The organism is Streptomyces sp. NPDC058678 (genome assembly GCF_042714835.1).
Lineage (GTDB): Bacteria > Actinomycetota > Actinomycetes > Streptomycetales > Streptomycetaceae > Streptomyces.
This window is the reverse complement of sequence record NZ_JBHXSG010000019.1, coordinates 115,578-140,264: the sequence shown is the minus strand read 5'-3', so window position 1 is coordinate 140,264 and position 24,687 is coordinate 115,578. Positions and strand designations below refer to the sequence as shown.

General features: G+C 70.9%; 21 protein-coding genes. 8 read left to right on the top strand and 13 right to left on the bottom strand.

The genetic code is table 11. The annotated features are described in order from the left end of the window. Positions 1-152: 152 nt before the first annotated feature. Entirely contained in the window at positions 153-872 is a 720-nt protein-coding gene (locus ACFWWR_RS19455) for a uracil-DNA glycosylase (RefSeq protein ID WP_383860621.1), read from the bottom strand. 134 nt (positions 873-1,006) lie between these two features. Between ACFWWR_RS19455 and ACFWWR_RS19450 the strand changes: the two genes are divergently transcribed. Continuing rightward, a complete protein-coding gene (locus ACFWWR_RS19450; RefSeq protein ID WP_383860618.1) occupies positions 1,007-1,639 on the top strand; it encodes an RNA-binding S4 domain-containing protein in 633 nt (210 codons plus the stop codon). A gap of 115 nt (positions 1,640-1,754) precedes the next feature. Here the strand turns inward: ACFWWR_RS19450 and ACFWWR_RS19445 are convergent, their stop codons facing one another. The 3 genes from ACFWWR_RS19445 to ACFWWR_RS19435 form a co-directional block, all read right to left on the bottom strand. Then, positions 1,755-2,234, bottom strand: a complete 480-nt coding sequence (locus ACFWWR_RS19445) for a DoxX family protein (protein WP_383860616.1) — start codon at positions 2,232-2,234, stop codon at positions 1,755-1,757. 92 nt (positions 2,235-2,326) lie between these two features. Beyond that, positions 2,327-3,013 carry a class I SAM-dependent methyltransferase gene (locus tag ACFWWR_RS19440; RefSeq protein WP_384304399.1) on the bottom strand — a complete coding sequence of 229 codons (687 nt, stop codon included), beginning with the start codon at positions 3,011-3,013 and terminating at the stop codon, positions 2,327-2,329. 74 nt (positions 3,014-3,087) lie between these two features. After that, entirely contained in the window at positions 3,088-3,987 is a 900-nt protein-coding gene (locus tag ACFWWR_RS19435) for an acyltransferase domain-containing protein (protein WP_384304397.1), read from the bottom strand. Between the two features lie 75 nt (positions 3,988-4,062). Here ACFWWR_RS19435 and ACFWWR_RS19430 point away from each other — a divergent pair, with 75 nt between their 5' ends. Next, positions 4,063-4,329: a DUF6343 family protein gene (locus tag ACFWWR_RS19430; RefSeq protein WP_383860607.1), complete on the top strand. Its 267-nt coding sequence runs from the start codon at positions 4,063-4,065 to the stop codon at positions 4,327-4,329. A gap of 68 nt (positions 4,330-4,397) precedes the next feature. Here ACFWWR_RS19430 and ACFWWR_RS19425 read toward each other — a convergent pair whose 3' ends face one another. The 4 genes from ACFWWR_RS19425 to rpsA form a co-directional block, all read right to left on the bottom strand. Beyond that, entirely contained in the window at positions 4,398-4,778 is a 381-nt protein-coding gene (locus ACFWWR_RS19425; RefSeq protein WP_384304394.1) for a tetratricopeptide repeat protein, read from the bottom strand. 49 nt (positions 4,779-4,827) lie between these two features. Beyond that, the gene (gene coaE, locus ACFWWR_RS19420; RefSeq protein ID WP_383860601.1) at positions 4,828-5,457 is read right to left on the bottom strand and encodes a dephospho-CoA kinase; all 630 of its coding nucleotides are present in this window, start codon (positions 5,455-5,457) and stop codon (positions 4,828-4,830) included. A 57-nt stretch (positions 5,458-5,514) separates the two neighbouring features. After that, the gene (locus ACFWWR_RS19415; protein WP_383860599.1) at positions 5,515-6,453 is read right to left on the bottom strand and encodes a PAC2 family protein; all 939 of its coding nucleotides are present in this window, start codon (positions 6,451-6,453) and stop codon (positions 5,515-5,517) included. Positions 6,454-6,852: 399 nt separating this feature from the next. Then, entirely contained in the window at positions 6,853-8,364 is a 1,512-nt protein-coding gene (gene rpsA / locus ACFWWR_RS19410; protein WP_383860596.1) for a 30S ribosomal protein S1, read from the bottom strand. A 376-nt stretch (positions 8,365-8,740) separates the two neighbouring features. Between rpsA and ACFWWR_RS19405 the strand changes: the two genes are divergently transcribed. Beyond that, complete coding sequence (locus ACFWWR_RS19405) at positions 8,741-9,553, top strand: class I SAM-dependent methyltransferase (RefSeq protein ID WP_383860833.1); 813 nt, start codon at positions 8,741-8,743, stop codon at positions 9,551-9,553. A gap of 75 nt (positions 9,554-9,628) precedes the next feature. After that, positions 9,629-12,151 carry an ATP-dependent helicase HrpB gene (gene hrpB, locus ACFWWR_RS19400; protein ID WP_383860593.1) on the top strand — a complete coding sequence of 841 codons (2,523 nt, stop codon included), beginning with the start codon at positions 9,629-9,631 and terminating at the stop codon, positions 12,149-12,151. On the opposite strand, the gene ACFWWR_RS19395 is transcribed toward hrpB, so the two are convergent. The 3 genes from ACFWWR_RS19395 to ACFWWR_RS19385 form a co-directional block, all read right to left on the bottom strand. Beyond that, a complete protein-coding gene (locus tag ACFWWR_RS19395) occupies positions 12,141-13,133 on the bottom strand; it encodes a DUF3068 domain-containing protein (protein WP_384304391.1) in 993 nt (330 codons plus the stop codon). The two genes, hrpB and ACFWWR_RS19395, sit on opposite strands and share 11 nt — an antisense overlap. Before the next feature lie 21 nt (positions 13,134-13,154). Then, entirely contained in the window at positions 13,155-13,289 is a 135-nt protein-coding gene (locus tag ACFWWR_RS19390; protein WP_383860588.1) for an SPW_0924 family protein, read from the bottom strand. A gap of 139 nt (positions 13,290-13,428) precedes the next feature. Next, the gene (locus ACFWWR_RS19385) at positions 13,429-15,144 is read right to left on the bottom strand and encodes a lytic transglycosylase domain-containing protein (RefSeq protein ID WP_384304388.1); all 1,716 of its coding nucleotides are present in this window, start codon (positions 15,142-15,144) and stop codon (positions 13,429-13,431) included. Between the two features lie 282 nt (positions 15,145-15,426). Here ACFWWR_RS19385 and ACFWWR_RS19380 point away from each other — a divergent pair, with 282 nt between their 5' ends. Beyond that, on the top strand, positions 15,427-16,281 hold the full coding sequence (locus ACFWWR_RS19380; protein WP_383860582.1) for a DUF4184 family protein: 855 nt from the start codon (positions 15,427-15,429) through the stop codon (positions 16,279-16,281). On the opposite strand, the gene ACFWWR_RS19375 is transcribed toward ACFWWR_RS19380, so the two are convergent. Together ACFWWR_RS19375 and polA are read right to left on the bottom strand one after the other, a co-directional pair. Beyond that, the gene (locus ACFWWR_RS19375) at positions 16,202-16,711 is read right to left on the bottom strand and encodes a hypothetical protein (protein ID WP_383860579.1); all 510 of its coding nucleotides are present in this window, start codon (positions 16,709-16,711) and stop codon (positions 16,202-16,204) included. The genes ACFWWR_RS19380 and ACFWWR_RS19375 overlap by 80 nt on opposite strands. Positions 16,712-16,984: 273 nt before the next feature. Further along, positions 16,985-19,708 carry a DNA polymerase I gene (gene polA, locus ACFWWR_RS19370; protein WP_384304385.1) on the bottom strand — a complete coding sequence of 908 codons (2,724 nt, stop codon included), beginning with the start codon at positions 19,706-19,708 and terminating at the stop codon, positions 16,985-16,987. Positions 19,709-19,882: 174 nt separating this feature from the next. Between polA and ACFWWR_RS19365 the strand changes: the two genes are divergently transcribed. The 3 genes from ACFWWR_RS19365 to ACFWWR_RS19355 all read left to right on the top strand — a co-directional run bounded on the left by ACFWWR_RS19365 (position 19,883) and on the right by ACFWWR_RS19355 (position 24,652). Beyond that, a complete protein-coding gene (locus ACFWWR_RS19365; RefSeq protein WP_384304383.1) occupies positions 19,883-22,162 on the top strand; it encodes an FdhF/YdeP family oxidoreductase in 2,280 nt (759 codons plus the stop codon). Between the two features lie 56 nt (positions 22,163-22,218). Then, positions 22,219-22,707, top strand: coding sequence for a hotdog fold thioesterase (locus tag ACFWWR_RS19360; RefSeq protein ID WP_383860570.1), 489 nt, complete (start codon positions 22,219-22,221; stop codon positions 22,705-22,707). Between the two features lie 715 nt (positions 22,708-23,422). Further along, positions 23,423-24,652 (top strand): branched-chain amino acid ABC transporter substrate-binding protein, encoded by a 1,230-nt coding sequence (locus tag ACFWWR_RS19355; RefSeq protein WP_383860567.1) that lies wholly within the window; start codon positions 23,423-23,425, stop codon positions 24,650-24,652. Positions 24,653-24,687 lie beyond the last annotated feature (35 nt).

The following is a 24,687-nucleotide window of genomic DNA, read 5'->3' as shown; positions in this document are numbered from 1 at the left end:
GGCCGTACGGCGGGCGGCCGTACGGCGGGCGGCCGTACGGCGGGCGGCCGTACGGCGGGCGGCCGTACGGCGGGCGGCCGTACGGCGGGCGGCCGTACGGCGGGCGGCCGGAACCGGCCCCGCCGTGTGGCACCAGCGCGACCCTGATCCTCCTACGACACCGTCGGCAGCCCCGCCGCCTCCGCCGCCGTGCGCAGCACTTCCCGCAGCATCACGGGCGTGAGCCGGCCGGTGAAGGTGTTGCGCTGGCTGACGTGGAAGCAGCCGAAGAGTTCGAGGCCGTCGAGCGACACATGGGTGCCGTGCGCGAAGGGCGGGCGCGGTCGGGGCACCCGCCGGCCCGCCGCCGTGAACGCGGGCAGTGCGGCCTGCCAGCCGAAGGCGCCGAGGACGACCACGGCCCGCAGCGTCGGCCGCAGCAGGTTCAGCTCCTGGACGAGCCAGGGCCTGCAGGTGTCCCGCTCCTCGGGGGTGGGCTTGTTGGCGGGCGGGGCGCAGTGCACCGGCGAGGTGACGCGCACGCCGCGCAGTTCCAGGCCGTCGTCGGCCGAGACCGACGTGGGCTGCGAGGCGAGCCCCACGTCGTACAGCGCCTCGTACAGGACGTCCCCGGAACGGTCGCCGGTGAACATCCGGCCCGTGCGGTTACCGCCGTGCGCGGCCGGGGCCAGGCCGACGATCAGCAGACGCGCGTCCGGCGGGCCGAAGCCGGGCACCGGCCGGCCCCAGTACGTCTGGTCGGCGAACGCGGCCCGCTTGGTACGGGCCACCTCCTCGCGCCACTCGACCAGCCGCGGACAGGCCCGACAGCCCGCGATCCGCTCGTCGAGGCCGACGAGACCGGCGTGACCGGAGAGCCCGCTGATGTCCATCCCTCCACCGTACGAAACGGTACTGAGCCCTGGGCAAGCCCTGCCGTCTGCAGCCGCCCGGGCCCTGCGCCCGGTGCCTGCCGGCCGGGAAAACCCATCCGCCCCGCCCGGCACAGGGCACTAAAGTCGAGGGCATGGCTGCTGAGCACACGGACGACGACAGGACGGGCCGGACGAACAAGGCCGACGGTTCCGCCGCGTCCGGCCGATCCGGCGCGGTCGGGCCCGACGTCGAAGGTACGGTCGGGCCTGACGCCGAAGGTACGGTCGGCCAGGCGCCCGGCCCGACCGACTTGGGCCCCAAGGACACGGACCCCGACGACACGGACCCCAAGATCACCGCCGCGGTGGCCGCCGCCGAGGCAGCCGGTCCGCAAAGGGGCGAGACCGTGCGCCTCGACAGCTGGATCTGGTCGGTCCGACTGCTCAAGACGCGTTCCATGGCAGCCACCGCCTGCCGGGGCGGGCACGTCCGGGTGAACGGCGAGCGTGTGAAGCCCGCGTACTCCGTGAAAATCGGCGACGAGGTGCGCGTACGCCAGGAGGGCTGGGAGCGCATCGTCGTCGTCAAGCGTCTGATCCGCAAGCGCGTCGGCGCCCCCGTGGCCGCCCAGTGCTACGTCGACAACAGCCCCCCGCCGCCGCCCCGCGAGGCCATCGCCCCCGCCGGCATCCGCGACCGCGGCACGGGCCGCCCGACCAAGCGCGACCGCCGTGAGCTGGAACGCCTGCGCGGACTGCTGGGAGGCCCCCCGGAGGACCACTGACCGCCGGAGGACCACTGACCGCACCGACAGACCGGCCGGTGACGGCAGTGGTGCCCGGGGCGATGAACCGACCCGGACACCACCACCGTCACCGGCGCGGCAGGACACACCCCCCTCACGCCTGTCGCCGCACCCGCAGCAGCCGCAGCAGCTGCTCGTTGTGACCACGCCGGGCCCAGGCGATCAGGGCGAGCGGCACGATCAGGATGAGCGGTGTCGCCGCGTTCTCCCCGTTGAAGTACGTGAGCGTGACGACGAAGGCCCCCACCATCAGCCCGCTCAGCGCCACGGCCGCCACCGACTGCAGCACCGGGATCAACAGCGCGACCCCTCCGGCGAGTTCTAGGACGCCGATGGTGTACATCCCCGCGCTGCCCCACCCCATCTCGTCGAACGCCTCGGCGGCCGAGGGGTGCGCGATCAGCTTGGGGAGCGCGCTCGCGATCACGTAGAAGAGGGCGAGGAACACCTGGAGGCCGCGCAGGGCGATCCGGGCACGGCGGCCGCGAGGGGTCGCGGACTCGGCGACGACGGGACGCGACGCCCCGGCGGAGGCAGCGGCGGAGATGGCGGCGGGGACGGTGGTCTCGGACATCGGGGTCTCCTGTGTGACGCGGTCCGTGGTGTTTTCACAGAGGTAGACCGGCCGCCGCCCCAAAACTCATCGCCGCCGCGCGACTTGTCTCCCTACGCCTGGGCCGTCGGCACCGCCCGCACCCAGATCCCGTCCTCCGTCAGATAGCCGTCCACCTCCAGACCGGCCTGCGCCAGCGCCTCCTCGAACTGTTCCTTCGTCAGAAGCCGGGCCAGGAACGTCTGAGTCCATGTCGCGTCCGGGAACTCGTACTCCGCACGCACCGAGTGCACGCCGTCCCCGACCGGTTCCGAGGACGCGATGCGCAGCGTGAAACCGCTGGGGTCGACCCGCTCGCGCGGCACGTCGGTGTGGTAGTCCTCGCCCTCACGCTGGAGCAGCACGCAGCCGTCCTTCTCGACGTGCCGTGCACAGGTGCGCAGCAGCGCCTGGCGCTCCTCGGGATCGCCGGTGTGCACGAGGAACGACGCGAGCATCACCACGTCGAATCGCTCGCCCAGGTCGAGGTCCTCGATCGTGCTGCGTATCGTGCGCGCTCCACGGACCCGCTCCAGCATCTCCGCGGACTCGTCGACCGCCGTGACCGTGAAGCCCCGCTCCAGCAGCGGGTGGGTCATGCGCCCCACGCCGCAGCCCAGTTCCAGGATGCGCGCGCCCGCCGGCACGGCAGCGCTGATGACGTCCGGCGCGTCCCCCGCCGGCAGTCGCGAGTAGAGCTCGACCGCACAGCCGTCCGGGGTGATGGCCCCCGGTCCCGTCCCCTGATGTCCCGCTCGCATTTTCAGCTCCATGCCCGTCCAACGGGCCGCGTCCGCACGCCCGTTCCCACCCGACATGGGTTCACCCGTTCGAGTTACAGCGGGATCCAGCCGTGGCCGATGTACCAGTGGCCCCCGGCCCGCAGATGATCCCCCACCGCCCGCTCCACCGAGGTACGCCGCGGCAGAGCCTCCACTTCCAGCCCCGGATCCCCGAACACGAACCGCACCGGCTCGGTGTCCGCCGGTTCCGTGTCCTCGCGGGCGACCCGGAAGCGTTCCTGGAACCGGATGATGTGGGAGTCCGCCGCCAGGTACCGCTTCAACTGCGGGTCCAGCAGCCAGGAGTGACAGAGCGCGGCCCGGTACTTCTCCTCGGGGAAGTACCGGGAGAAGAACTCGCCGGCCAGGGCCAAGGAGCGATCGCAGGCGGCCGGTGACAGCGGGCCGAGGAAGTCGGGGATGTGGAGGTTCAGACAGGGCGTGCCGGGGGCCATGTCCAGCCCGGCCGCCGCGAGCGCCCGCCCGGTCCGCTCCCCCGATCTCGCCCGCTCGAACTGCAGTCGGCCCAGCTGGTACAGCTCGCCCCGGAAGTGGCGGGTGAGCCACCGCGAGTCCTGCACCCCCGTGCTGCCGTGGCGCCTGCGATGCACGGCCATGCTCCGCCCCAGGTCGGCGAGGGTGCGCCGGGAGACATCGGCCGGGATACCGCGCTCGCGGTGGTACGCACGGGTGTGCGGCAACGCCGCCACGAACACGTACACAGGGAAGCACCGCTGCAGGGGCCCCGACGCCCAGTCGAGTTCGAGCAGGTCGACCGCGCCGTGGGCCTCCCCCATGCCCCGGACGAGCTCCTCGACCGACGCCTCCAGCAGTCGCAGCAGCTCCGGGTCGTCCGTGACCCGTCGGCCCATGCGTACGAGTTCGTTGATGTCGTCGTGCGGCACGGCGAGGTCCAGCAGCACCTCGGCCAGCTCATCGGCATCCGGAAGCACGCTGCCCCCTCGGTTCGGCCTCTTTGGTGGACGTCCGCCACGAAGGGTACGTTGCAAAGAGGAGTAGTGATCCGGATGCGTACTGGCAGTGAACCGGCGACAGCGCGCAGTGCGCTGCGGTTCCGTTTCTGGCTGACCGTGTGGGGACTGGTGTGGGCGGTCTTCGGCACCGTCGCCTTCGCGCTCGCCGGGCGGCCCGGGTGGGCGATCGCCTGTGGTGTGCTGTGGCTGGTGATCACCGTCGACATGGCGATGATCCTCAGGCACATCCGACAGGGCCCGCACTACCAGCCGGGCCCCGACATCCCGCCCTACCGGCCACCGGACGACCGCCGACCCTGACCGTAAACGCCGCCGACCCCTCGGCCCCCGGCCGACTCGGGCCGACCGCCGACTCGGGCCGGCCGCCTTCACGACTCGAAGCGTGCTGCCTTCAGGTACTGCGGGTTCGGGTCCAGCGCGGCCGCCAGGCGGAAGTGGCGTCTGGCCTGGTCGGGCCGGGCCAGACGCTCGTAGGTCCGGGCGAGCGCGTAGTGCGCGAACGCGTTGTCCGGCTCACGCTCCAGGACGATGGTGAACTCCAGCTCGGCGGGCCGCAGTTGCGCGGCCGCAAAGAAGGCACGGGCACGCAGCAGCCGGGCGGCGGTGTTCTCCGGGTGTACGGCGATGACCGAGTCGAGCAGTTTCACCGCGCCCCGTGGGTCCCGCGCGGCGAGCAGTTTCTCGGCGGCACGGAAGTCGATGACGTGCGTCTCCGGAGTACGTCCGGTCGAACCGCTGGTCTCGGGCACGGCACAGTCCTTCCCTCACTCGCCGGGTTCAACGCCCGGGCAGGGACCGCTATTCCTGGGGCGGCTGGGGCTCGGCGTCGCGCGCGTGCGCTCTGCGCACGAGATCGGCCCACACGTCCCGCACGCGCCGCTCCAGCTCCGGCAGCGGTACGTCGTTGTCGATGACGATGTCCGCGATCTCCAGGCGCTTCTCGCGCGTCGCCTGGGCGGCCATGCGCGCGCGTGCGTCCGCCTCGGTCATGCCGCGCAGTGAGACGAGCCGGTCGAGCTGGGTCTCGGGGGCGGCGTCGACGACGACGACGACGTCGTACAGCGGGGCGAGGCCGTTCTCCGTGAGGAGCGGGACGTCATGGACGACGACGGCGTCATCGGCGGCGGCGGACTCGAGCTCGTGCGAGCGGGCGCCCACCAAGGGGTGCACGATCGCGTTCAGGACGGCGAGCTTCTCGGGGTCCGCGAAGACGATCGATCCGAGCTTGGGCCGGTCCAGGGCGCCGTCAACGGTGAGCACCCCCTCGCCGAAGGCCTCGACGACCGCGGCGAGCCCGGGTGTTCCCGGCGCGACGACCTCGCGCGCGATCCGGTCCGCGTCGACCAGCACGGCGCCGCACGCGACGAGCAGCCGCGACACCTCACTCTTACCGGCACCGATGCCGCCGGTCAGGCCCACCTTCAGCATGAGCCGAAGCTTAGGGCCTGCCACCGACAACGCACCCGGCGGGAGCCAGGACGGGCCTCAGCCCTCACCCTCCCGCTCCGCCAGGAACCGTTCGAACTCCAGGCCGATCTCGTCCGCCGACGGGATGTCGACCGGCTCGGCGAGCATGTTGCCGCGGGTCTCGGCGCCCGCGGCGGCGTCGTACTGGTGCTCCAGGCCCTGGACGAGGGCGACAAGGTCCTCGTCGCCCTCCTGGATCTGGCGGTCGATCTCGGTCTGCGTGCGGTGGGCGTCCGTGCGCAGGACGTGCGCGATGCCCGGCAGGACCAGCCCGGTCGCCCCCGTGATGGCCTCCAGGACGGTCAGCGCCGCGTCCGGGTACGGGGAGCGGGCGATGTAGTGCGGCACGTGCGCGGCGACGCCCAGGACGTCGTGTCCGGCCTCCATGAGGCGGTACTCGACCAGGGCCTCGGCACTGCCGGGCACCTGTGCCTCGTCGAAGGGGCTGCGGTGGCCCGGGACGAGGTCGTTGCGGTTGCCGTGCGGGGTGAGGCCCACGGGGCGGGTGTGCGGGACGCCCATGGGGATGCCGTGGAAGTTCACCGACAGGCGCACTCCGAGGCGCTCCACGATCTGCTGGACGGCCGCCGCGAAGCGTTCCCACTCCACGTCCGGCTCGGGGCCGGACAGCAGCAGGAAGGGCGCTCCGGTGGCGTCCTGGACGAGGCGCACCTCGATGGTGGGCTCCTCGTACTCGACCCAGCGGTCGCGCTTGAACGTCAGCAACGGGCGGCGGGCACGGTAGTCCACCAGCCGGTCGTGGTCGAAGCGGGCGACGACCTGGTGCGGCAGCGAGTCGAGAATCCGGTCGGCGATCTGGTCGCCGGTCTCGCCCGCGTCGATGTATCCGTCGAAGTGGTAGAGCATGACAAGACCGGCCGACTCCTGGGCGAGCGCCATGTCGACCACGGCGAGGCCCTTCGGCTCCCATGCGTACAAACCCTGCGGATCAAGCACTGTGACCGCTCCTCCTCGTGTTCGTACTGCACAACGCGGTGCAGAGCGTGGGCATTCCCGCCCATGCCCCTGATCAGGCACGTCTTACGGCCTTTTCATGCACCGCTGCACTGTGTCACCGATCTGCGGTCGCCGGATGTACGGCGGCAGCACGCGCGCGTGAGGGGCCATCACGGTGTCGCGTACGAGCTCCCACCAGCGGGACTTGTACTCCAGGCCGGTCTGGGCGGCAGGGCGGTGAGGCGGTGAGGCGCTCCTTGTCGGCGGCCGCCAACTCACCGTTCGCGCGGCGGCATTGACGTCGGTGAACACCTCCAGGGGAGGAGCGACCGCAGACACACCGAGGGCCCGTACCCCACGGGGGTACGGGCCCTCAGTTCAAGAGCTACTGCTCAGTGATCAGCTCTGGCCGCCGGCCAGCTTCTCACGCAGGGCAGCAAGCGCCTCGTCCGAGGCCAGCGCACCGGAGTTGTCCGGGCCCTCGGAGGAGTACGAACCGCCGCCACCGCCGCCGCCACCACCGGACGCGGCCGGAGCGGCAGCTTCGCCACCCTCGGCCGCAGCAGCGGCGTCGGCCTCGCGAGACTTGATGACCTGAGCCTGGTGCTGCTCGAAGCGCGTCTGCGCCTCGGCGTACTGGTTCTCCCACACCTCACGCTGGGACTCGAAGCCCTCGAGCCAGTCGTTGGTCTCGGGGTCGAAGCCCTCGGGGTAGATGTAGTTGCCCTGGTCGTCGTACGACGCGGCCATGCCGTACAGCGTCGGGTCGAACTCGACCGAGGCCGGGTCGGAACCGAAGGACTCGTTGGCCTGCTTCAGGGACAGCGAGATCCGGCGACGCTCGAGGTCGATGTCGATGACCTTGACGAAGATCTCGTCGTTGACCTGGACGACCTGCTCCGGGATCTCCACGTGGCGCTCGGCCAGCTCGGAGATGTGGACCAGACCCTCGATGCCCTCGTCCACGCGGACGAACGCACCGAACGGAACCAGCTTCGTGACCTTGCCGGGCACGACCTGACCGATCTGGTGGGTCCGGGCGAACTGCTGCCACGGGTCTTCCTGCGTCGCCTTCAGCGACAGGGAGACACGCTCGCGGTCCATGTCCACGTCGAGGACCTCGACGGTGACTTCCTGGCCGACCTCGACAACCTCGGAGGGGTGGTCGATGTGCTTCCAGGAGAGCTCCGAGACGTGCACCAGACCGTCTACGCCACCCAGGTCCACGAAGGCACCGAAGTTGACGATCGAGGAGACGACGCCGGAACGGACCTGACCCTTCTGCAGGGTGGTGAGGAACGTCTGGCGGACCTCGGACTGGGTCTGCTCCAGCCAGGCACGGCGGGACAGGACCACGTTGTTGCGGTTCTTGTCCAGCTCGATGATCTTGGCCTCGAGCTCCTTGCCCACGTAGGGCTGGAGGTCGCGGACACGGCGCATCTCGACGAGGGAGGCCGGCAGGAAGCCACGGAGGCCGATGTCGAGGATGAGACCACCCTTGACGACCTCGATGACGGTACCGGTGACGATCCCGTCTTCTTCCTTGATCTTCTCGATGGTGCCCCAGGCACGCTCGTACTGGGCGCGCTTCTTCGAGAGGATCAGGCGGCCTTCCTTGTCCTCCTTCTGGAGAACAAGGGCCTCGATCTCGTCGCCGACCTTGACGACCTCGTTCGGGTCGACGTCGTGCTTGATCGAGAGCTCGCGGCTCGGGATCACACCTTCGGTCTTGTAACCGATGTCGAGCAGGACCTCGTCCCGGTCGACCTTCACGATGACGCCGTCGACGATGTCGCCGTCGTTGAAGTACTTGATCGTCTCGTCGATCGCGGCGAGGAAAGCTTCCTCGTTACCGATGTCGTTGACCGCTACCTGCGGAGTGGTAGAGGTGGTCTCGGTGCTGCTCGTCATGTGGGAAAGGGCTCCGGTACGGACAGTGAGTCGTAGGTACTGCTTACGCCGGGAGCCTGTTTCGCTCTGAAGAAGCCGGACAGCCAAGGAAGCGCCCCACCAGGTATGGGTGATGGCGCCTCGACAACCGAGGGGACATGCAACAGATGCGAGCGCAGCCTGCTACGTCTGAGGTGCGCAGGCCCGCAGCGCAACTTGTAGCATACGGGGGCAGCCGGACAGGGTCAATGCGCGAAGGCGCACACCCGGGGCGGATCGCCGCATACCCGGCACAAAACCTGTCTCACGAGGCCACGCGGGCCTGATGGCGCCCCATTCGTGACCGCCATCGCGACAGGCTGGGCGGAAGTGGCCGAAGACTAGTACGAGGGAGCCGATCATCCAAGAGCCCGAAGCGTCAGAGCCGGAAGCCACCCGCCGCACCGCCGGTGTCACGGAGAGTTCCCGCGCCAACCGGGGCTGGTGGGACCGCAACGCGGACGAGTACCAGGTCGAGCACGGCACGTTCCTCGGCGACGACCGCTTCGTGTGGTGCCCGGAGGGCCTGGACGAGGTGGAGGCCGAGCTGCTCGGCCCGCCCGAGGAGCTGAAGGGCAGGGACGTCCTGGAGATCGGCGCCGGCGCGGCCCAGTGCGCGCGGTGGCTGGCCGCGCAGGGCGCCCGCCCGATCGCCCTGGACCTCTCCCACCGCCAGCTCCAGCACGCGCTGCGCATCGGCGCACCGTTCCCCCTGGTGTGCGCCGACGCGGGCGCGCTCCCCTTCGCGGACGGCTCCTTCGACCTGGCCTGCTCGGCGTACGGTGCGCTGCCGTTCGTCGCCGACCCGGTGCTGGTCCTGAAGGAGGTCCGCCGGGTGCTGCGGCCGGGTGGCCGCTTCGTGTTCTCGGTGACGCACCCGATCCGCTGGGCGTTCCCGGACGAGCCGGGCCCGGAGGGGCTGTCGGTCTCCGCCTCCTACTTCGACCGCACGCCGTACGTCGAGCAGGACGACGACGGCAGCGCGGTGTACGTCGAGCACCACCGGACCATCGGCGACCGGGTGCGCGACGTGGTGGCAGGGGGCTTTCGCCTGGTGGACCTGGTCGAGCCGGAGTGGCCGGCCTGGAACACCACCGAGTGGGGCGGCTGGTCCCCGCTGCGCGGGAACCTGATCCCGGGTACGGCGATCTTCGTGTGCGAGCGGGACTGAGCAACTGCGAAGGGGTCCGAAACAAGAAGGCACGCGCGTGGAGGGCCTTCTCGCGGGCGTACGACACTGGGGGGCGTGATCCGTTACGACGCTCTGGACGCCCTTCCCGTACGCGGTGCCCTGCCCGGTCTGAACGACGCCCTGGACGGCCACGGCACCGCCGTGCTCGTCGCGCCGCCCGGTACCGGCAAGACGACCCTGGTGCCGCTTGTCCTGGCAGGTCTGCTGGGCGAGGGGCCGGCGCGGCGGGTGGTCGTGGCCGAACCGCGGCGGATCGCGGCGCGGGCGGCGGCCCGGCGGATGGCGTGGCTGCTGGGCGAGAAGGTCGGCGAGAGCGTCGGCTTCACCGTGCGCGGGGAGCGGGTCGTGGGGCGCCACGCGCGCGTGGAGGTCGTCACGACCGGTGTGCTGTTGCAGCGGTTGCAGCGCGATGCGGAGCTGGCCGGGGTCGACGTGGTGGTGCTCGACGAGTGCCACGAACGGCATCTGGACGCGGACACAGCGGCGGCGTTCCTGTGGGACGTGCGCGAGACGCTGCGGCCGGAGCTGCGGCTGGTGGCCGCGTCCGCGACGACCGACGCGCAGGGCTGGGCGCGGCTGCTGGGCGGGGCGCCGGTCATCGAGGCGGCGGGGACGTCGTATCCGGTGGAGGTGGTGTGGGCGCCGCCGGTGCGTCCCGTTCGGCCGCCGCACGGGATGCGGGTCGACCCCGGGCTGCTGACGCACGTGGCGTCGGTGGTGCGGCGGGCGCTCGCCGAGCGGGCGGGGGACGTGCTGTGTTTCCTGCCCGGGGTCGGCGAGATCGCGCGGGTCGCCGGGCAGCTGGGCGATCTCGGTGATGTGGACGTGCTCCAGGTGCACGGGCGGGCGCCCGCGGCCGTGCAGGACGCGGTGCTGGCTCCCGCGGGACGGCGCCGGGTGGTGCTCGCGACCTCCGTGGCCGAGTCCTCGCTGACGGTTCCCGGGGTTCGGGCCGTCGTCGACTCCGGGCTCGCGCGGGAGCCGCGCGTCGACCACGCGCGCGGACTGAGCGCGCTGACGACGGTTCGGGCTTCGCAGGCCGCGGGGCGGCAGCGGGCGGGGCGGGCCGGGCGGGAGGCGCCGGGCGCGGTGTACCGGTGCTGGGCGGAGGCCGAGGACGCCCGTCTGCCGCGTTTCCCCTCGCCGGAGATCAAAGTGGCCGACCTGACGGCGTTCGCCTTGCAGACGGCCTGCTGGGGCGATCCGGAGGCGGCCGGGCTGGCGCTGCTGGATCCGCCGCCGGGTGGCGCGATGGCGGCGGCGCGGTCGGTGTTGACGGCCGTGGGAGCGGTCGACTCCGCCGGCCGGGCCACGGAGCGAGGGGTGCGGCTGGCTCGGCTGGGCTTGCATCCCCGGCTGGGGCGGGCGCTGCTGGACTCGGCCGCGGTGGTGGGGGCGGAGCGGGCCGCCGAGGTGGTCGCGCTGCTGAGCGAGGAGCCGCCCCGGGAGTACGGGGATGACCTGGCGGCTGCTCTGCGGGCTGCGCGCCGTGGGGGTGACGCCTATACCGGGCGGTGGCGAGCGGAGGTTCGGCGACTGCGGGCCGTCGCCACGGAGACTTCCCCGCCGCCCAGGCGTGACGAGGGTTCGTCGGCAGGCACCGGTGAAGACGGCCTCGTCGGGCTCGTCGCCGCTCTCGCCTTCCCCGAGCGGGTCGCCAAGGCCGACGGCGGTTCCTACCTCATGGTCTCCGGAACCCGTGCCGAGGTCGGCGACGGCTCCGGCCTGCGCGGTGCCCCCTGGATCGCCGTCGCCGTCGCCGACCGGCCCGTCGGCAAGGGGCACGCGCGCGTGCGGCTCGGGGCGGCGGTGGACGAGGGCGTCGCCCGGCTGGCGGCGGGGACGCTGGCGCGGACGCGGGACGAGGTCCACTGGGCCGAGGGTGACGTCGTCGCGCGGCGGGTGGAGCGGCTGGGGGCCGTCGAGGTGGCGGTGCGGCCCCTCAAGAACGCCGACGCCGGTCTCGTACGGGAAGCCCTCCTTGAAGGGCTGCGACAAGAAGGGTTCGGGTTGCTGCGGTGGTCGGCCGAGGCCGTCGTACTGCGGCAGCGGCTGGCCTTTCTCCGCCTGCACCTCGGGGACCCGTGGCCCGACGTCGGCGACGACGCGCTCCACGCGCGCGTGGACGAGTGGCTGGAGCCCGAGCTCGGGCGGGCGCGGCGGCGTGCCGAACTCGCGCGGATCGATGCCGGGCAGGCGCTCAACCGGCTGCTTCCCTGGGCCACGGGCCAGGCCGGGCGGCTCGACGAGCTGGCGCCCGAGCGGATCGCCGTACCCAGCGGGTCCAGGATCAGGATCGACTACGGCAATCCCGAACAGCCCGTGCTCGCCGTGAAGTTGCAGGAGATGTTCGGCCTGCAGGAGTCGCCCTCGGTGGCGGGGGTGCCCCTCCTCGTCCATCTCCTGTCCCCCGCCGGGCGGCCCGCCGCCGTCACCGCCGACCTCGCGTCGTTCTGGAAGGACGGCTACAAGGGCGTACGGGCGGAGCTGCGCGGCCGGTATCCGAAGCATCCGTGGCCGGAGGACCCGGCCGGCGCGGAACCGACGCGGTACACCAACGCGCGGCTCAGGCGGTGACCGGTTCCGGTTCTGCGGCGTCCGACGCGGCCGGGTCGGCCGGGCGGCGGCTGCGGGCCTCCAAGTAGAGGGACAGGGACAGCAGCAGGATGCCCAATACCAGGAAGCCCCAGGGCAGGTACGACGTCAGGAGCAGGATCGGCCAGCGGTTGGACTTGACCAGGTCGACGGTGTGCTCGATGTAGTCCTCGCGCATCTTCACGTGGCCGGCGAACGCCGTCACCTTCTCGCGGCCGCCGAGGAGGGTGCCGCCGCGCAGTTCCTCCCGGTGGATCTCCTCGCCGTAGACGGGGGCACCGGTGAGGGGTTCGACCCAGAACTTGCGGACGGTGGTGTACCAGCGGGTGGTGCCGGTCTCGGCGACCGACTCGGGGGTGATGCCCGCGACGGGCATGGCCTTGGGGAAGGGCACCTTGGTCCAGGGGATGGTCTGCTCGAAGTAGTAGACCTCGACGCCCCGGAAGTCCTGGGTGCCCCGGTAGTGGATGGGGGCCGTGATGCGCGCCTGCGCGTCGAAGTACTCGTAGTCCCGTTTCTCCGTCAGGAAGGGCCACTTGAACTCGATGCCCTTGCGGGTGACCGGGTCGCCGTCGACCGTCTCGCCGGTGGCGTGGACGGGTTCCTGGGTGTGGGCGTCGAAGATGTAGCGCTCGGGGATTTTGGAGACCATCTTGCCGTCGGGGCCCTGGACGTAGGACAGGCCGTCCCAGACCACGACGTCCTTGCCCACGGTCTTCTCGATCTCCTCGGAGGCCTCCACGTTGCCCTTGAGCGTCTGGACCACGGTGACCTTGGGGACCTTCTTCGCCTTCATCGAGTTGTAGTCGAGGAGGGTGGCGTCCTTCGCCTCCAGGACCATGTCCTGGTAGTGGTGGGCGGGGATCTTGGCCAGGCGCGGGAAGGCGTACCAGCGCAGCATCGGGGACAGGGCCGCGAAGAACACGGCGAGGGCGAGCAGGACGAGACTGGACTTCCGGCGCATCTCGGGCTCCCTCGCGAGTCGTTACGGGTGTGCGGGCACCGTCGTCAACAGCGGTTTCGGGGACGTGTCGCCCGTCGGCGCACCCATGGCCGTGATGGTGAGGACCAGGGCGAGCGCGACGGCGAGACCGGTCGCGGCGGCGATCAGGGCGCGCATGCCTGCCTCCGGAGCTGGAACTGATACATCGTCAGGTCCGGCACCGTAGCAACGGGCGGCCGAGATGAGAACACGTTGCACACACAACGACGGCGCCCCTCCACCGGGAGGGGCGCCGCCGTGGCCGTGCGAAGGTCTCCTACGCGGAAGGGCTCGCCGACGGGCTCGGCGACGACGTCTGTGCCGCCTCGACGGTCAGCTGGACGTTGATCGCCGCGCCACCGGCCGTGGTGATGCGGAGCATGTACGTGCCGGCGGTGTCGTCGGCGTACAGCTTCGGCAGCTTCAACAGGCCGTTCGCATCCGTCTCCAGGCCGGTCAGGGTGCGTACGGTCTTGCCGTCCGCGTCCTTGAAGTAGGGGCCCTTGTCGTTCTCGGTCGGGTCGAGCACCGACTTGATCAGCGTGGCGGTGGCGGCCACCTTGTCCGCGACCTCGCCGTTGTACGTCGCCTTCACCTCGACCTGGTCGGCGAACTCGCCGCCCGGTACGCAGGTCATCGCGGTGTCGCTGGTGCGGGTGAGGGCGTCGGCGGCGCGCTCGGCGACGGTGGCCTTGTAGTCGAGGCCGGTGACGGAGCGGCCCACCACGGTCACGCGGACGGTGAAGTCGCCCGTCTTCTCGCCCGCCCGCAACGCGGGCGCCACGGCCACGCCGGTGCTGTTGGTGACGACCGTGGCGACGCTCTCGCCGCCGGTGAAGGTGGCGTCGGTGTCGCCGACGATCGTGAAGCGGATGCGCACCTTGGCCACGGCCGCGCCGGCCTTCGTCTCGGCCCGGGTGCTCACCTTCTCGGTGAACGCGTCGCCCGCCTGCGCGGTGAGCTTGGCGGTGCCCGCGTCCTCCAGGTGGTCCACCGTGTCGGTGGGAGTGGCGGGCGTTGTCGGAGGCGTGGTGCTCGGCGGTGTCGTCACGGGCGGCTTCGGGCTCGGGGTGCCGGTCTCGGGCTTCTGCGGCCTGGGACTGGGCTTGACCGAGGCCGGCGGCGACGGCGACGGCGTCGGGCTCGCCGAGACGTTGTCGTCGCTGCGGTTGCCGGGCAGGCTGCCGGTGCCGTCCGGGATCTCGTGGCTGCCCTTGCGGTAGTACTCCAGCCACGACAGGACCGTGTTCAGGTAGTCCTGCGAGTGGTTGTAGCTGAGGATCGCGCTGTTGAGGTCGGCCTGGGTGGACAGGTCCCAGCCGAAGCGGCACAGGTAGTGGCCGGCCGCGAGGGCGGCGTCGTAGACGTTGTTGGGGTCCTTCTTGCCGTCGTCGTTGCCGTCGCGGCCCGCCCACTCCCAGGTGGAGGGGATGAACTGCATGGGGCCGACGGCCTGGTCGTACGTGCTGTTGCCGTCGTACGCGCCGTTGTCGGTGTCCTTGATGAGCGCGAAGCCGTTGCCGTCGAGCTGCGGGCCGAGGATCGGGGAGATCGTGGTGCCGTCCGCGGTGACGTTGCCGCCACGAGCCTGGCCCGACTCGACCTTGCCGATCGCGGCGAGGAGTTGCCAGGGCAGATTGCAGCCGGGCTTGGCCGACTGCAGTTCGGACGCGGCCTTCTTGTAGGCGTCGAGGACGGTCGCGGGGATGCCCGCCTCGGTCGGGCCCTTGGACGTGGGCGTGCCGATGGTCGGCGACGGGCTCGGGCTGTTCAGCGGTGGGAGGTCCGTGTAGTACGGGGAGTTGCCGGTCGCGCCGCCCTTGTCGGCGGTGACGTCGGACGCGGTGTCGGCGCCGGCGGCGGCCGGTCTGCCGCTCTGGTCGTCGGCCGTCGCGCCCGGCCCCTGCGAGGCGGACAGGGCCGCGACCGCGAGCGCGGCCACGGCGGTGGTTGCCGCACTCTTGCGCAGCCTCCTGCCGAATTGCGCCGCCATAAAGTGAACCCCTCCCGTGGACGCCCGAGCGCCCGTTCCTGTCTGTCGTGCCCGGCTGTGCTCGACAGCGTTCGACCTGTTGTGACGATCCACCCGCCCTGAGGGTTGCCCCCTGCGGCGAGGTTCGTGCCCTGTTCGCCTGTTCGGCCACGCTCCCCAGCCCGGCGACCCAAGCGACCCTACGACAACTTCCTTTCCTCGGGCACCCGTTCGTGCCCGATTTTCACCGGTTGGCCATATGGGATGGTGACGTCATCGGTCAATCGCCTTGAAGGAGCCCCGTTGCCGTTCACCCTCAGCCATGCGGCGGCCGTGCTGCCCGCCGTACGCACCGACGGAAGCGGCCGGGGCCGGCTGGTGCCCGCCGCACTCGTGGCGGGTTCCTTCGCGCCCGACATGACCTACTACGCGGCGAGTGTCGTGTCCGGGGCAATGGAGTTCGGCGAGTTCACGCACTCTTTCGCGGGCGTCTTCACTCTCGACGTGCTGGTGGCCTGGGCTCTGGTCGGGCTGTGGCTGCTGGTGCGCGAGCCGCTGGTGGCTCTGCTGCCGCCGGCCCGGCAGGGGCGGGTCGCGACGCTGTCGCGCTGCGGGACGCCACGCGCGCGCGTACGGCCCGTTTCGCTGGCGTGGTGGTACGTGTCCGCCGCGCTCGGTGCGCTGACCCACGTCGTGTGGGACGCGTTCACTCACCTCGACCGGTGGGGGATGCGAATGTTCCCCGTCCTCGGCGAGAAGGTGGCGGGCTCCCCGTTGTACTGGTACCTGCAGTACGGCGGTTCCGCGGTGGCCGCGGTCGTGATCGCCGTGTTCGTCGGCCACGCGCTGCGGCGGGCGCCCGCGGCCGAGCCGGTGGGGGTACCGGCGCTGTCGGTGGGGGACCGGTGGTGGGCCGGTGCCGTGATCGGCGGCTGCGCGGTGGTCGCAGCGGTGCAGCGGGCGACGCGGTGGTGGGACTACTGGGGATCCACCGCGAAGCCCTGGGAGCTGATTCCGACCCTGTGCTTCGGGGCGGGCGCGGGACTGGTCCTGGGGATCGTGCTGTACGCCGCCGGGGTCAGGGTGTGGCGTCCGGCCCGCCGGTTGGACGATCCGGAAGTGGGCGAGGGGGCGCGGAGCGGTCAGGCCGCTCGCTGACGGCGGTGAACACCGTGAACGTGGCCAGCAGGCGCGACCGTGGCAGCAAGGTGACAGCCAGGGCCAGGTAGCCGCGGCCCGGATCCGCCCACGGCCGCCGGACGGGCGCCTCGCGCTCCTGCCCTACGGCGTCCCGCTCTCGGCGGACCAGCCGGCGCCGGGTGCCTGCGGCGGCGTGCCGCACTGCGGTCGCGAGTCCGGCGGGGATACGGGCGGTACCGACGACCGTGGCCCGGCGCAGAGGTGCCGCCAGGCCGCCGGGGACAGCGGCGGTCACCCGGCCCAGGACCGTCGGCAGGCCGCCGGGGATGCGGGCGGTGCTTGCCGCGGCCGCGAAGGCCGGGACCGGCGGCGGGAGCGGTGCGGGCGAGGCCGTCTCGGCGTGCGCCCGTGTGTGGGCCGTCCGGCGGTGAAGCGTGCGTATACCCATGGCCGCATCCTTACGGGCGGGGACGCCCGGGGGCGTCTTCGCGGGGGCCACGCGGGTGACCCACGAACCGGCCGCACCTGGCGCCGAGCGCTCCACGAACCGGCCGCACCTCGCGCCGAGCGCTCCTAGGCAGACCCAGACCTGACTGCGTCCTCCCGAACCAGGCGCACGCCGAACCCGGCCCCGGTACGTCGGAGGGCCCGTCGTGGCATCCCGTGCCACGAACGAACCCTCCGCCCGAGCGCCGCAGGCTAGTGCAGGGCCGATCGCAGGCTAGTGCGCTGCCGATTCCCAGTCCGGGCCGACGCCCACCGAGACGTCCAGCGGGGCGCGGAGGTGGACGGCGTTGGCCATTTCGTGGCGGACGAGTTCTTCGGTGGCCGCTCGCTCGCCGGGGGCGATTTCCAGGACGATTTCGTCGTGGACCTGAAGGAGCATGCGGGACTTGAGGTCCGCCTTCTCCAGGGCCTGGCCCACATTGAGCATGGCGATCTTGACGATGTCCGCGGCGGTGCCCTGGATGGGGGCGTTGAGCGCCATGCGCTCGGCCGCCTCGCGGCGCTGGCGGTTGTCGCTGTTGAGGTCGGGGAGGTAGCGGCGGCGGCCGAAGAGGGTCGCCGTGTAGCCCGTCGCCCTCGCCTCGTCCACTGCCCGGCGCAGATAGTCCCGTACCCCGCCGAAGCGCTCGAAGTACGCGTCCATGAGGGTGCGGGCCTCGGCCGCCTCGATGTTCAGCTGCTGGGAGAGGCCGAAGGCCGACAGGCCGTACGCCAGGCCGTACGACATCGCCTTGATCTTGCGCCGCATCTCGGCATCCACCGCGGTGGGCTCCACGGCGAACACCTGCGCGGCGGCCGTCGTGTGCAGGTCCTCTCCGGAGGTGAACGCCTCGATCAGGCCCGCGTCCTCCGACAGGTGGGCCATCACGCGCAGTTCGATCTGGCTGTAGTCGGCCGTCATGAGCGACTCGAAGCCCTCGCCGACCACGAAACCGCGGCGGATGGCCCTGCCCTCGTCCGTGCGGACCGGGATGTTCTGCAGGTTCGGGTCCGTCGAGGAGAGACGGCCGGTCGCCGCCACCGTCTGGTTGAACGTCGTGTGGATACGGCCGTCCGTCGCGATCGACTTGATGAGGCCCTCGACGGTGACACGCAGCTTGGCCTGCTCGCGGTGCCGGAGCATGATCACCGGCAGTTCGTTGTCCGTCTGCGTCGCCAGCCACGCGAGCGCGTCGGCGTCGGTCGTGTAGCCGGTCTTGGTCTTCTTCGTCTTCGGCAGGGCGAGCTCGCCGAAGAGGACCTCCTGGAGCTGCTTGGGCGAGCCCAGGTTGAACTCGTGCCCCGCCGCCGCGTGGGCCTCCTTCACCGCCTGCTGCACGGCGCCCGCGAACATCTGCTCCATGGCTTCGAGGTGAGCCCGGTCGGCCGCGATGCCGTGCCGCTCCATCCGGGCCAGCAGGGCCGAGGTGGGCAGTTCCACATCACCCAGCAGGTCCGCGGCGCCGACCTCCTGGAGGCGGTCGGCGAAGGCCTCGCCCAGGTCGAGGATCGCTCGGGCCTGGATCATCAGGGCCTCGGCCTCGGCGCCGTCGTCCGCGCCGAAGGCCAGCTGCCCGTCGGCCGTCGCGGCGGGGGCCAGCTCGCGGTGCAGGTACTCCATGGACAGCGCGTCCAGGTCGAAGGAGCGGCGGCCCGGCTTGACCAGGTAGGCGGCGAGCGCGGTGTCCATGCGTACGCCTTCGACCGTCCAGCCGTGCTCGGCGAAGACGCGCATGACGCCCTTGGCGTTGTGGAGGATCTTCGGTTTGTCCGCGGCGGCGAGCCAGGCCGCGAACGTGGTCTCGTCGGCCTCGTCCAACTGCGACGGGTCGAACCAGGCGGCCGCTCCGCCGCCCGCGGCGAGCGCGATCTCGGCGACCGATCCGGTGCCGAGTGCCCAGGTGTCGACCGTGGCCACACCGAGGACCCCGGTGCCGTGCTCGGCGAGCCAGCCGGCCAGCTCACCCGTGCCCAGCACGGTGCCGTCCAGCTCCACGCCGCCCGTGACGACCGGCGTCGTCTCGGCTTCCTCGGCGCCCGGGTCGACGGCGAGCAGCCGCTCACGCAGCGAGGGGTTCCTGATCTCCAGGGTGTCGAGGATCATCGCGAGCGCCTTGCGGTCGTACGGCGCGCGCTCCAGGTCGACGACGGTCTTCGGCAGCTCGACGGTGCGCACCATCTCGGTCAGCCGCCGGTTGAGCTTGACGGCCTCCAGATGGTCGCGGAGATTCTGCCCGGCCTTGCCCTTGACCTCGTCGACGCGCTCGACGAGGTCCGCGAACGACCCGAACTGGTTGATCCACTTCGCGGCCGTCTTCTCGCCGACGCCCGGGATGCCGGGCAGGTTGTCGGACGGGTCGCCACGCAGAGCCGCGAAGTCGGGGTACTGCGCGGGTGTCAGGCCGTACTTCTCGACGACCTTCTCCGGGGTGAACCGGGTCAGCTCGGACACGCCCTTGGTCGGGTACAGCACCGTGGTGTGCTCGCTGACCAGCTGGAAAGAGTCACGGTCGCCGGTGACGATCAGCACGTCGAAGCCCTCGGCCTCGGCCTGCGTGGCGAGGGTGGCGATGACGTCGTCCGCCTCGAAGCCGTCGACGGCGAAGCGCTGCGCGTGCATCGCGTCGAGCAGCTCGCCGATCAGCTCGACCTGGCCCTTGAACTCGTCCGGGGTCTTGGAGCGGTTCGCCTTGTACTCGGTGAACTCCTCGGAGCGCCAGGTCTTGCGGGACACGTCGAAGGCCACCGCGAAGTGCGTGGGCGACTCGTCACGCAGGGTGTTGGCCAGCATCGACGCGAAGCCGTAGATCGCGTTCGTCGGCTGGCCCGTCGCGGTAGTGAAGTTCTCCGCGGGCAGCGCGAAGAACGCGCGGTAGGCCAGCGAGTGCCCGTCCATGAGCATCAGGCGGGGCCGGTCGCCGGAGGTGTGTGCGGTCGTCTTCGATGCTGTTTCTGCCACGACCCCGATCCTGCCACGAGCCACTGACACTCAGACCCGCCGTCCGCCCCACGGTCACTTCCGAGCGGCGCCCACCGCGCCCCTTGCTCGCGCCCCCGCACCCGCCTGGACCCGATCGTTGTCACCGGCGCGTGCGAGGATCGAAGAGGTACTTCACATGAAGGAGAGCGCGCCATGGCAACGAAGCCGCCCAAGGCAGATCCGGTTCAGGACGCGCCACAGGTCGCCGAGCCGAAGCACGTGGCCGCGGGAATCCCGGCCATCGGGCACACCCTGCGCGTCGCGCAGCAGCAGATGGGCGTGAAGCGCACCGCCCTGACCCTCCTGCGCGTCAACCAGAAGGACGGCTTCGACTGCCCGGGCTGCGCCTGGCCGGAGCCGGAGCACCGGCACGCGGCGGAGTTCTGCGAGAACGGCGCGAAGGCGGTCGCCGAGGAGGCCACCCTGCGCCGGGTCACCCCGGAGTTCTTCGCCGCGCACCCCGTCGCCGACCTCGCGACCCGGAGCGGCTACTGGCTGGGCCAGCAGGGCCGACTGACCCACCCCATGTACCTCCCCGAAGGGGGAGCGCACTACGAGCCGGTGACCTGGGAGCGCGCCTTCGACATCGTCGCCGAGGAGATCACCGCCCTCGCCTCCCCCGACGAGGCCCTCTTCTACACCTCCGGGCGCACCAGCAACGAGGCCGCTTTCCTCTACCAGCTCTTCGCCCGCGAGCTCGGCACGAACAACCTGCCGGACTGCTCCAACATGTGCCACGAGTCGTCCGGTTCGGCCCTGACGGAGACCATCGGCGTCGGCAAGGGCAGCGTCCTGCTCGAAGACCTTTACAAGGCCGACCTGATCGTCGTCGCCGGCCAGAACCCCGGCACCAACCACCCGCGCATGCTCTCCGCCCTGGAGAAGGCGAAGGCCAACGGCGCGAAGATCATCAGCGTCAACCCGCTGCCCGAGGCGGGCCTGGAGCGCTTCAAGAACCCGCAGACCCCCCAGGGCATGCTCAAGGGCGCCGCGCTCACCGACCTGTTCCTGCAGATCCGCATCGGCGGCGACCAGGCCCTCTTCCGCCTCCTGAACAAGCTCATCCTCGAGACGGAGGGCGCGGTCGACGAGGAGTTCGTCCGCGAACACACCCACGGATACGAGGACTTCGCGGCCGAGGCCCGGTCCGCCGACTGGGACGAGACGCTCACCGCCACCGGCCTCTCCCGCGCGGACATCGACAAAGCCATGCGCATGATCCTCGCCTCGAAGCGCACCATCGTGTGCTGGGCGATGGGCCTCACCCAGCACAAGCACTCCGTGCCGACCATCCGTGAGGTCGTCAACTTCCTCCTCCTGCGCGGCAACATCGGCCGCCCAGGCGCGGGCGTGTGCCCGGTGCGCGGCCACTCGAACGTGCAGGGCGACCGCACCATGGGCATCTTCGAACGCCCCTCGGCCGCCTTCCTGGACGCCCTGGAGAAGGAGTTCGGCTTCGCACCCCCGCGCGAACACGGCTACGACGTCGTACGCGCCATCCGCGCCCTGCGCGACGGCGAGGCGAAGGTCTTCTTCGCCATGGGCGGCAACTTCGTCTCCGCCTCCCCCGACACCGACGTCACCGAGGCGGCCATGCGCCGCGCACGCCTGACCGTGCACGTCTCGACGAAACTCAACCGCTCGCACACGGTCACCGGCGCACGTGCCCTCATCCTCCCCACGCTCGGCCGCACCGAGCGCGACCTCCAGGGCAGCGGCGAACAGTTCGTCACCGTCGAGGACTCCATGGGCATGGTGCACGCCTCCCGCGGCCGCCTGGAGCCCGCGAGCACCCACCTGCTGTCCGAACCGGCGATCGTGTGCCGCCTCGCCCGCCGCGTCCTCGGCGAGGACAGCAAGGTGCCGTGGGCGGAGTTCGAGAAGGACTACGCCACCATCCGCGACCGCATCGCCCGCGTCATCCCCGGCTTCGAGGACTTCAACGCGCGCGTGGCAGACTCCAGCGGCTTCGCCCTCCCCCACGCCCCGCGCGACGAACGCCGCTTCCCCACGGCCACCGGCAAGGCCAACTTCACCGCCGCGCCCGTCGAGTACCCGAAGCTGCCCGAGGGCCGTCTCCTCCTGCAGACCCTGCGCTCGCACGACCAGTACAACACCACGATCTACGGCCTAGATGACCGTTACCGAGGCATCAAGAACGGCCGCCGGGTGGTCCTGGTGAACCCCGAGGACGCCCGCACCCTGGGCGTCACCGACGGTTCGTACGTCGACCTCGTCAGCGAGTGGAAGGACGGCATCGAGCGGCGGGCGTCCGGATTCCGGGTCGTGCACTACCCGACGGCACGCGGCTGTGCGGCCGCCTACTACCCCGAGACCAACGTGCTCGTCCCCCTTGACGCCACCGCCGACACCAGCAACACCCCGGCCAGCAAGTCCGTCGTCGTACGTCTGGAACAATCGGCAACCGACTGAGCGTTTGCTCAGCGACGCGACAGCCGTACCGATCACCACGAACGGAGCCGGGCGCCATGGGCGAACAGCAGCACGTGAAGTTCCCGCAGGAGGTCATCGACGAGTACGCCGCACTCGGGGTGGACCTCCTCGCGCTGTTCTCCGCAGGGCACCTCGGCACGCGGATGGGCGTACAGATCGTGGAGGCATCGGCGGAACGGGTCGTCGGAACGATGCCGGTCGAGGGAAACACCCAGCCGTACGGGCTGCTGCACGGGGGCGCGTCCGCCGTGCTCGCCGAGACACTCGGCTCCGTGGGATCGATGCTCCACGGGGGCAGCTCGAAGATCGCCGTCGGCGTCGACCTCAACTGCACGCACCACCGGGGGGCGCGGTCGGGACTGGTGACCGGGGTCGCGACACCCGTGCATCAAGGGCGATCCACCGCGACCTACGAGATCGTCATAAGCGACGAGGCGGGACGACGGGTGTGCACCGCACGGCTGACCTGCCTCCTGCGGGACGCTTCAGCGACCGACGAGGCCAACATGCGCGCCGCCGGCTGACAAGGGGCGGCGCCCGCCCGCCCCCACCTCTCCACACACCCGGCGCCGAAGCGGGCGTCTACCGGGGGCTCCGCCCCCAGACCCCCGAACCCATGCCCACCCACCACCCGACTCTGCCGGTCGAAAGGTGGATGGACGCACAAACCCGCACCCGCGTACGGCGGCAAGGGGCCGTGTCGGGGGGTGTCCGCCCGCAGCGGTTGGCGCGTCAACGCCCGCACGTCGCAGGCAACCGATTCCGCGCCGTTCCGAGGACGGACACCCCCCGACACGGCCCCGACCCGCAACGAAACGCACGGCGCATGAATGCGCACCCCCTTTCTCGGCGTAACGCTGCGTAACACACGCGCAATACGGCGCCACAGTCGCATCCTCGGCGGCGCGTTCCCCCACGATCTCCGCGAACTCCTCCACACCGCCCGCGACCCACACCCCGCACGACCGGCCCCACGGCCAAGCGGAAGTGCACGTTCTCAGAATGCGGACTGAACAGAAAATACGGCAAACCGGCCGAGAGCCCCCTTCCGCGAACTTCGCCCTCCATCACGTCATAACAAGAAAGTCACAAGCCAGCCTACGACGATGCCCCTGCCCACAGACCGGGCTTAGAGTCACGGCCAGTCACCGCTCCATCGGGAGTTCGGTACCAGCGCGGCACCCGCCGCCCCCACAGGGATGGCAGTGACTGCGGAAAGGACTGATTGTGCGACGTTCCATGGTGATACTTACCTCCGTCCTCGCGACTGGAGCTCTGACGCTCACCGCCTGCGGCTCCCGAGACGACAACGGCGGCGACACCGGCGACAACGGGGACTCGACCACGCTGACGATCGGCGTGGACGCCCCGCTCTCCGGTGAGAACTCCACCACCGGCCTCGGCATCCAGTACGGCTCCCAGATCGCCGTCGACGACGCCAACAAGAACAACCTGGTCCCCGGCGTCAAGTTCAAGATCAAGGCCCTGGACGACAAGGCCCAGCCCGCCACCGGCCAGTCCAACGCCACGGCCCTCGTCGGCGACAAGACCGTCGTCGGCGCCGTCGGCCCCCTGAACTCCGGCGTCGCGCAGACCATGCAGCAGGTGTTCGCCTCGGCCGACATGGTCCAGATCTCCCCCTCGAACACCAACCCCGAGCTGACCCAGGGCAAGAACTGGCAGACGGACAAGAAGCGGCCGTACCCGACGTACTTCCGCACCGCCACCACCGACGAGCTGCAGGGCAGCTTCGCCGCCGGCTACGCCTTCAACAAGCTCAAGAAGAAGAAGGCGTTTGTCGTCGACGACAAGCAGACCTACGGCGCCGGCCTGGCGAAGATCTTCAACGAGCAGTTCAAGAAGCTCGGCGGCACGGTCGTCCAGACCGACCACGTCAACACCGGTGACAAGGACTTCGGTTCCCTCGTCACCAAGATCAAGAACTCCGGCGCCGACCTGCTCTACTACGGCGGCCAGTACGACGAGTCCGCGCTGATCACCAAGCAGATGAAGGACGGCGGCGTCAAGATCCCGCTGTTCGGCGGCGACGGCATGTTCGCCTCCACCTACATCGAGACCGCCGGAGCCTCCTCCGAGGGCGACCTCGTCACCTCCGTCGGCGTCCCCGCCGACACCCTGCCCGCCGCCAAGACGTTCATCGAGACGTACAAGGCCAAGGGCTACAAGGGTGACTACGGCGCCTACGGTGCCTACTCCTACGACGCCACCACCGCCATCATCAAGGCAGTGAAGGCCGCCGTGGACGCCAACGACGGCAAGGTCCCCTCCGACATCAACAAGCTGCGCTCCAGCGTCGTCGAAGGCGTCCAGAAGTCCGACTTCGAAGGCATCAGCGGCAAGGTCGCCTTCGACCAGTACGGCGACACCACGAACAAGCAGCTCACGGTTTACCAGGTCGAAAAGGGTGCCTGGAAGGCTGTCGAGACCGGCACCGCCGACCTCGGCTGATCAAGGCCCCAGCACACCTCACCACGGGCCGCGCG

Coding starts and splice junctions, on each gene's coding strand:
- ACFWWR_RS19360 (WP_383860570.1), top strand. CDS start 22,219: ATGGGCGAACAGCAGCACGTGAAGTTCCCGCAGGAGGTCATCGACGAG.
- ACFWWR_RS19440 (WP_384304399.1), bottom strand. CDS start 3,013: ATGCGAGCGGGACATCAGGGGACGGGACCGGGGGCCATCACCCCGGAC.
- ACFWWR_RS19355 (WP_383860567.1), top strand. CDS start 23,423: ATGGTGATACTTACCTCCGTCCTCGCGACTGGAGCTCTGACGCTCACC.
- ACFWWR_RS19395 (WP_384304391.1), bottom strand. CDS start 13,133: ATGCGCCGGAAGTCCAGTCTCGTCCTGCTCGCCCTCGCCGTGTTCTTC.
- ACFWWR_RS19390 (WP_383860588.1), bottom strand. CDS start 13,289: ATGCGCGCCCTGATCGCCGCCGCGACCGGTCTCGCCGTCGCGCTCGCC.
- coaE (WP_383860601.1), bottom strand. CDS start 5,457: ATGCTGAAGGTGGGCCTGACCGGCGGCATCGGTGCCGGTAAGAGTGAG.
- ACFWWR_RS19430 (WP_383860607.1), top strand. CDS start 4,063: ATGCGTACTGGCAGTGAACCGGCGACAGCGCGCAGTGCGCTGCGGTTC.
- ACFWWR_RS19365 (WP_384304383.1), top strand. CDS start 19,883: ATGGCAACGAAGCCGCCCAAGGCAGATCCGGTTCAGGACGCGCCACAG.
- ACFWWR_RS19445 (WP_383860616.1), bottom strand. CDS start 2,234: ATGTCCGAGACCACCGTCCCCGCCGCCATCTCCGCCGCTGCCTCCGCC.
- rpsA (WP_383860596.1), bottom strand. CDS start 8,364: ATGACGAGCAGCACCGAGACCACCTCTACCACTCCGCAGGTAGCGGTC.
- ACFWWR_RS19385 (WP_384304388.1), bottom strand. CDS start 15,144: ATGGCGGCGCAATTCGGCAGGAGGCTGCGCAAGAGTGCGGCAACCACC.
- ACFWWR_RS19450 (WP_383860618.1), top strand. CDS start 1,007: ATGGCTGCTGAGCACACGGACGACGACAGGACGGGCCGGACGAACAAG.
- ACFWWR_RS19455 (WP_383860621.1), bottom strand. CDS start 872: ATGGACATCAGCGGGCTCTCCGGTCACGCCGGTCTCGTCGGCCTCGAC.
- ACFWWR_RS19375 (WP_383860579.1), bottom strand. CDS start 16,711: ATGGGTATACGCACGCTTCACCGCCGGACGGCCCACACACGGGCGCAC.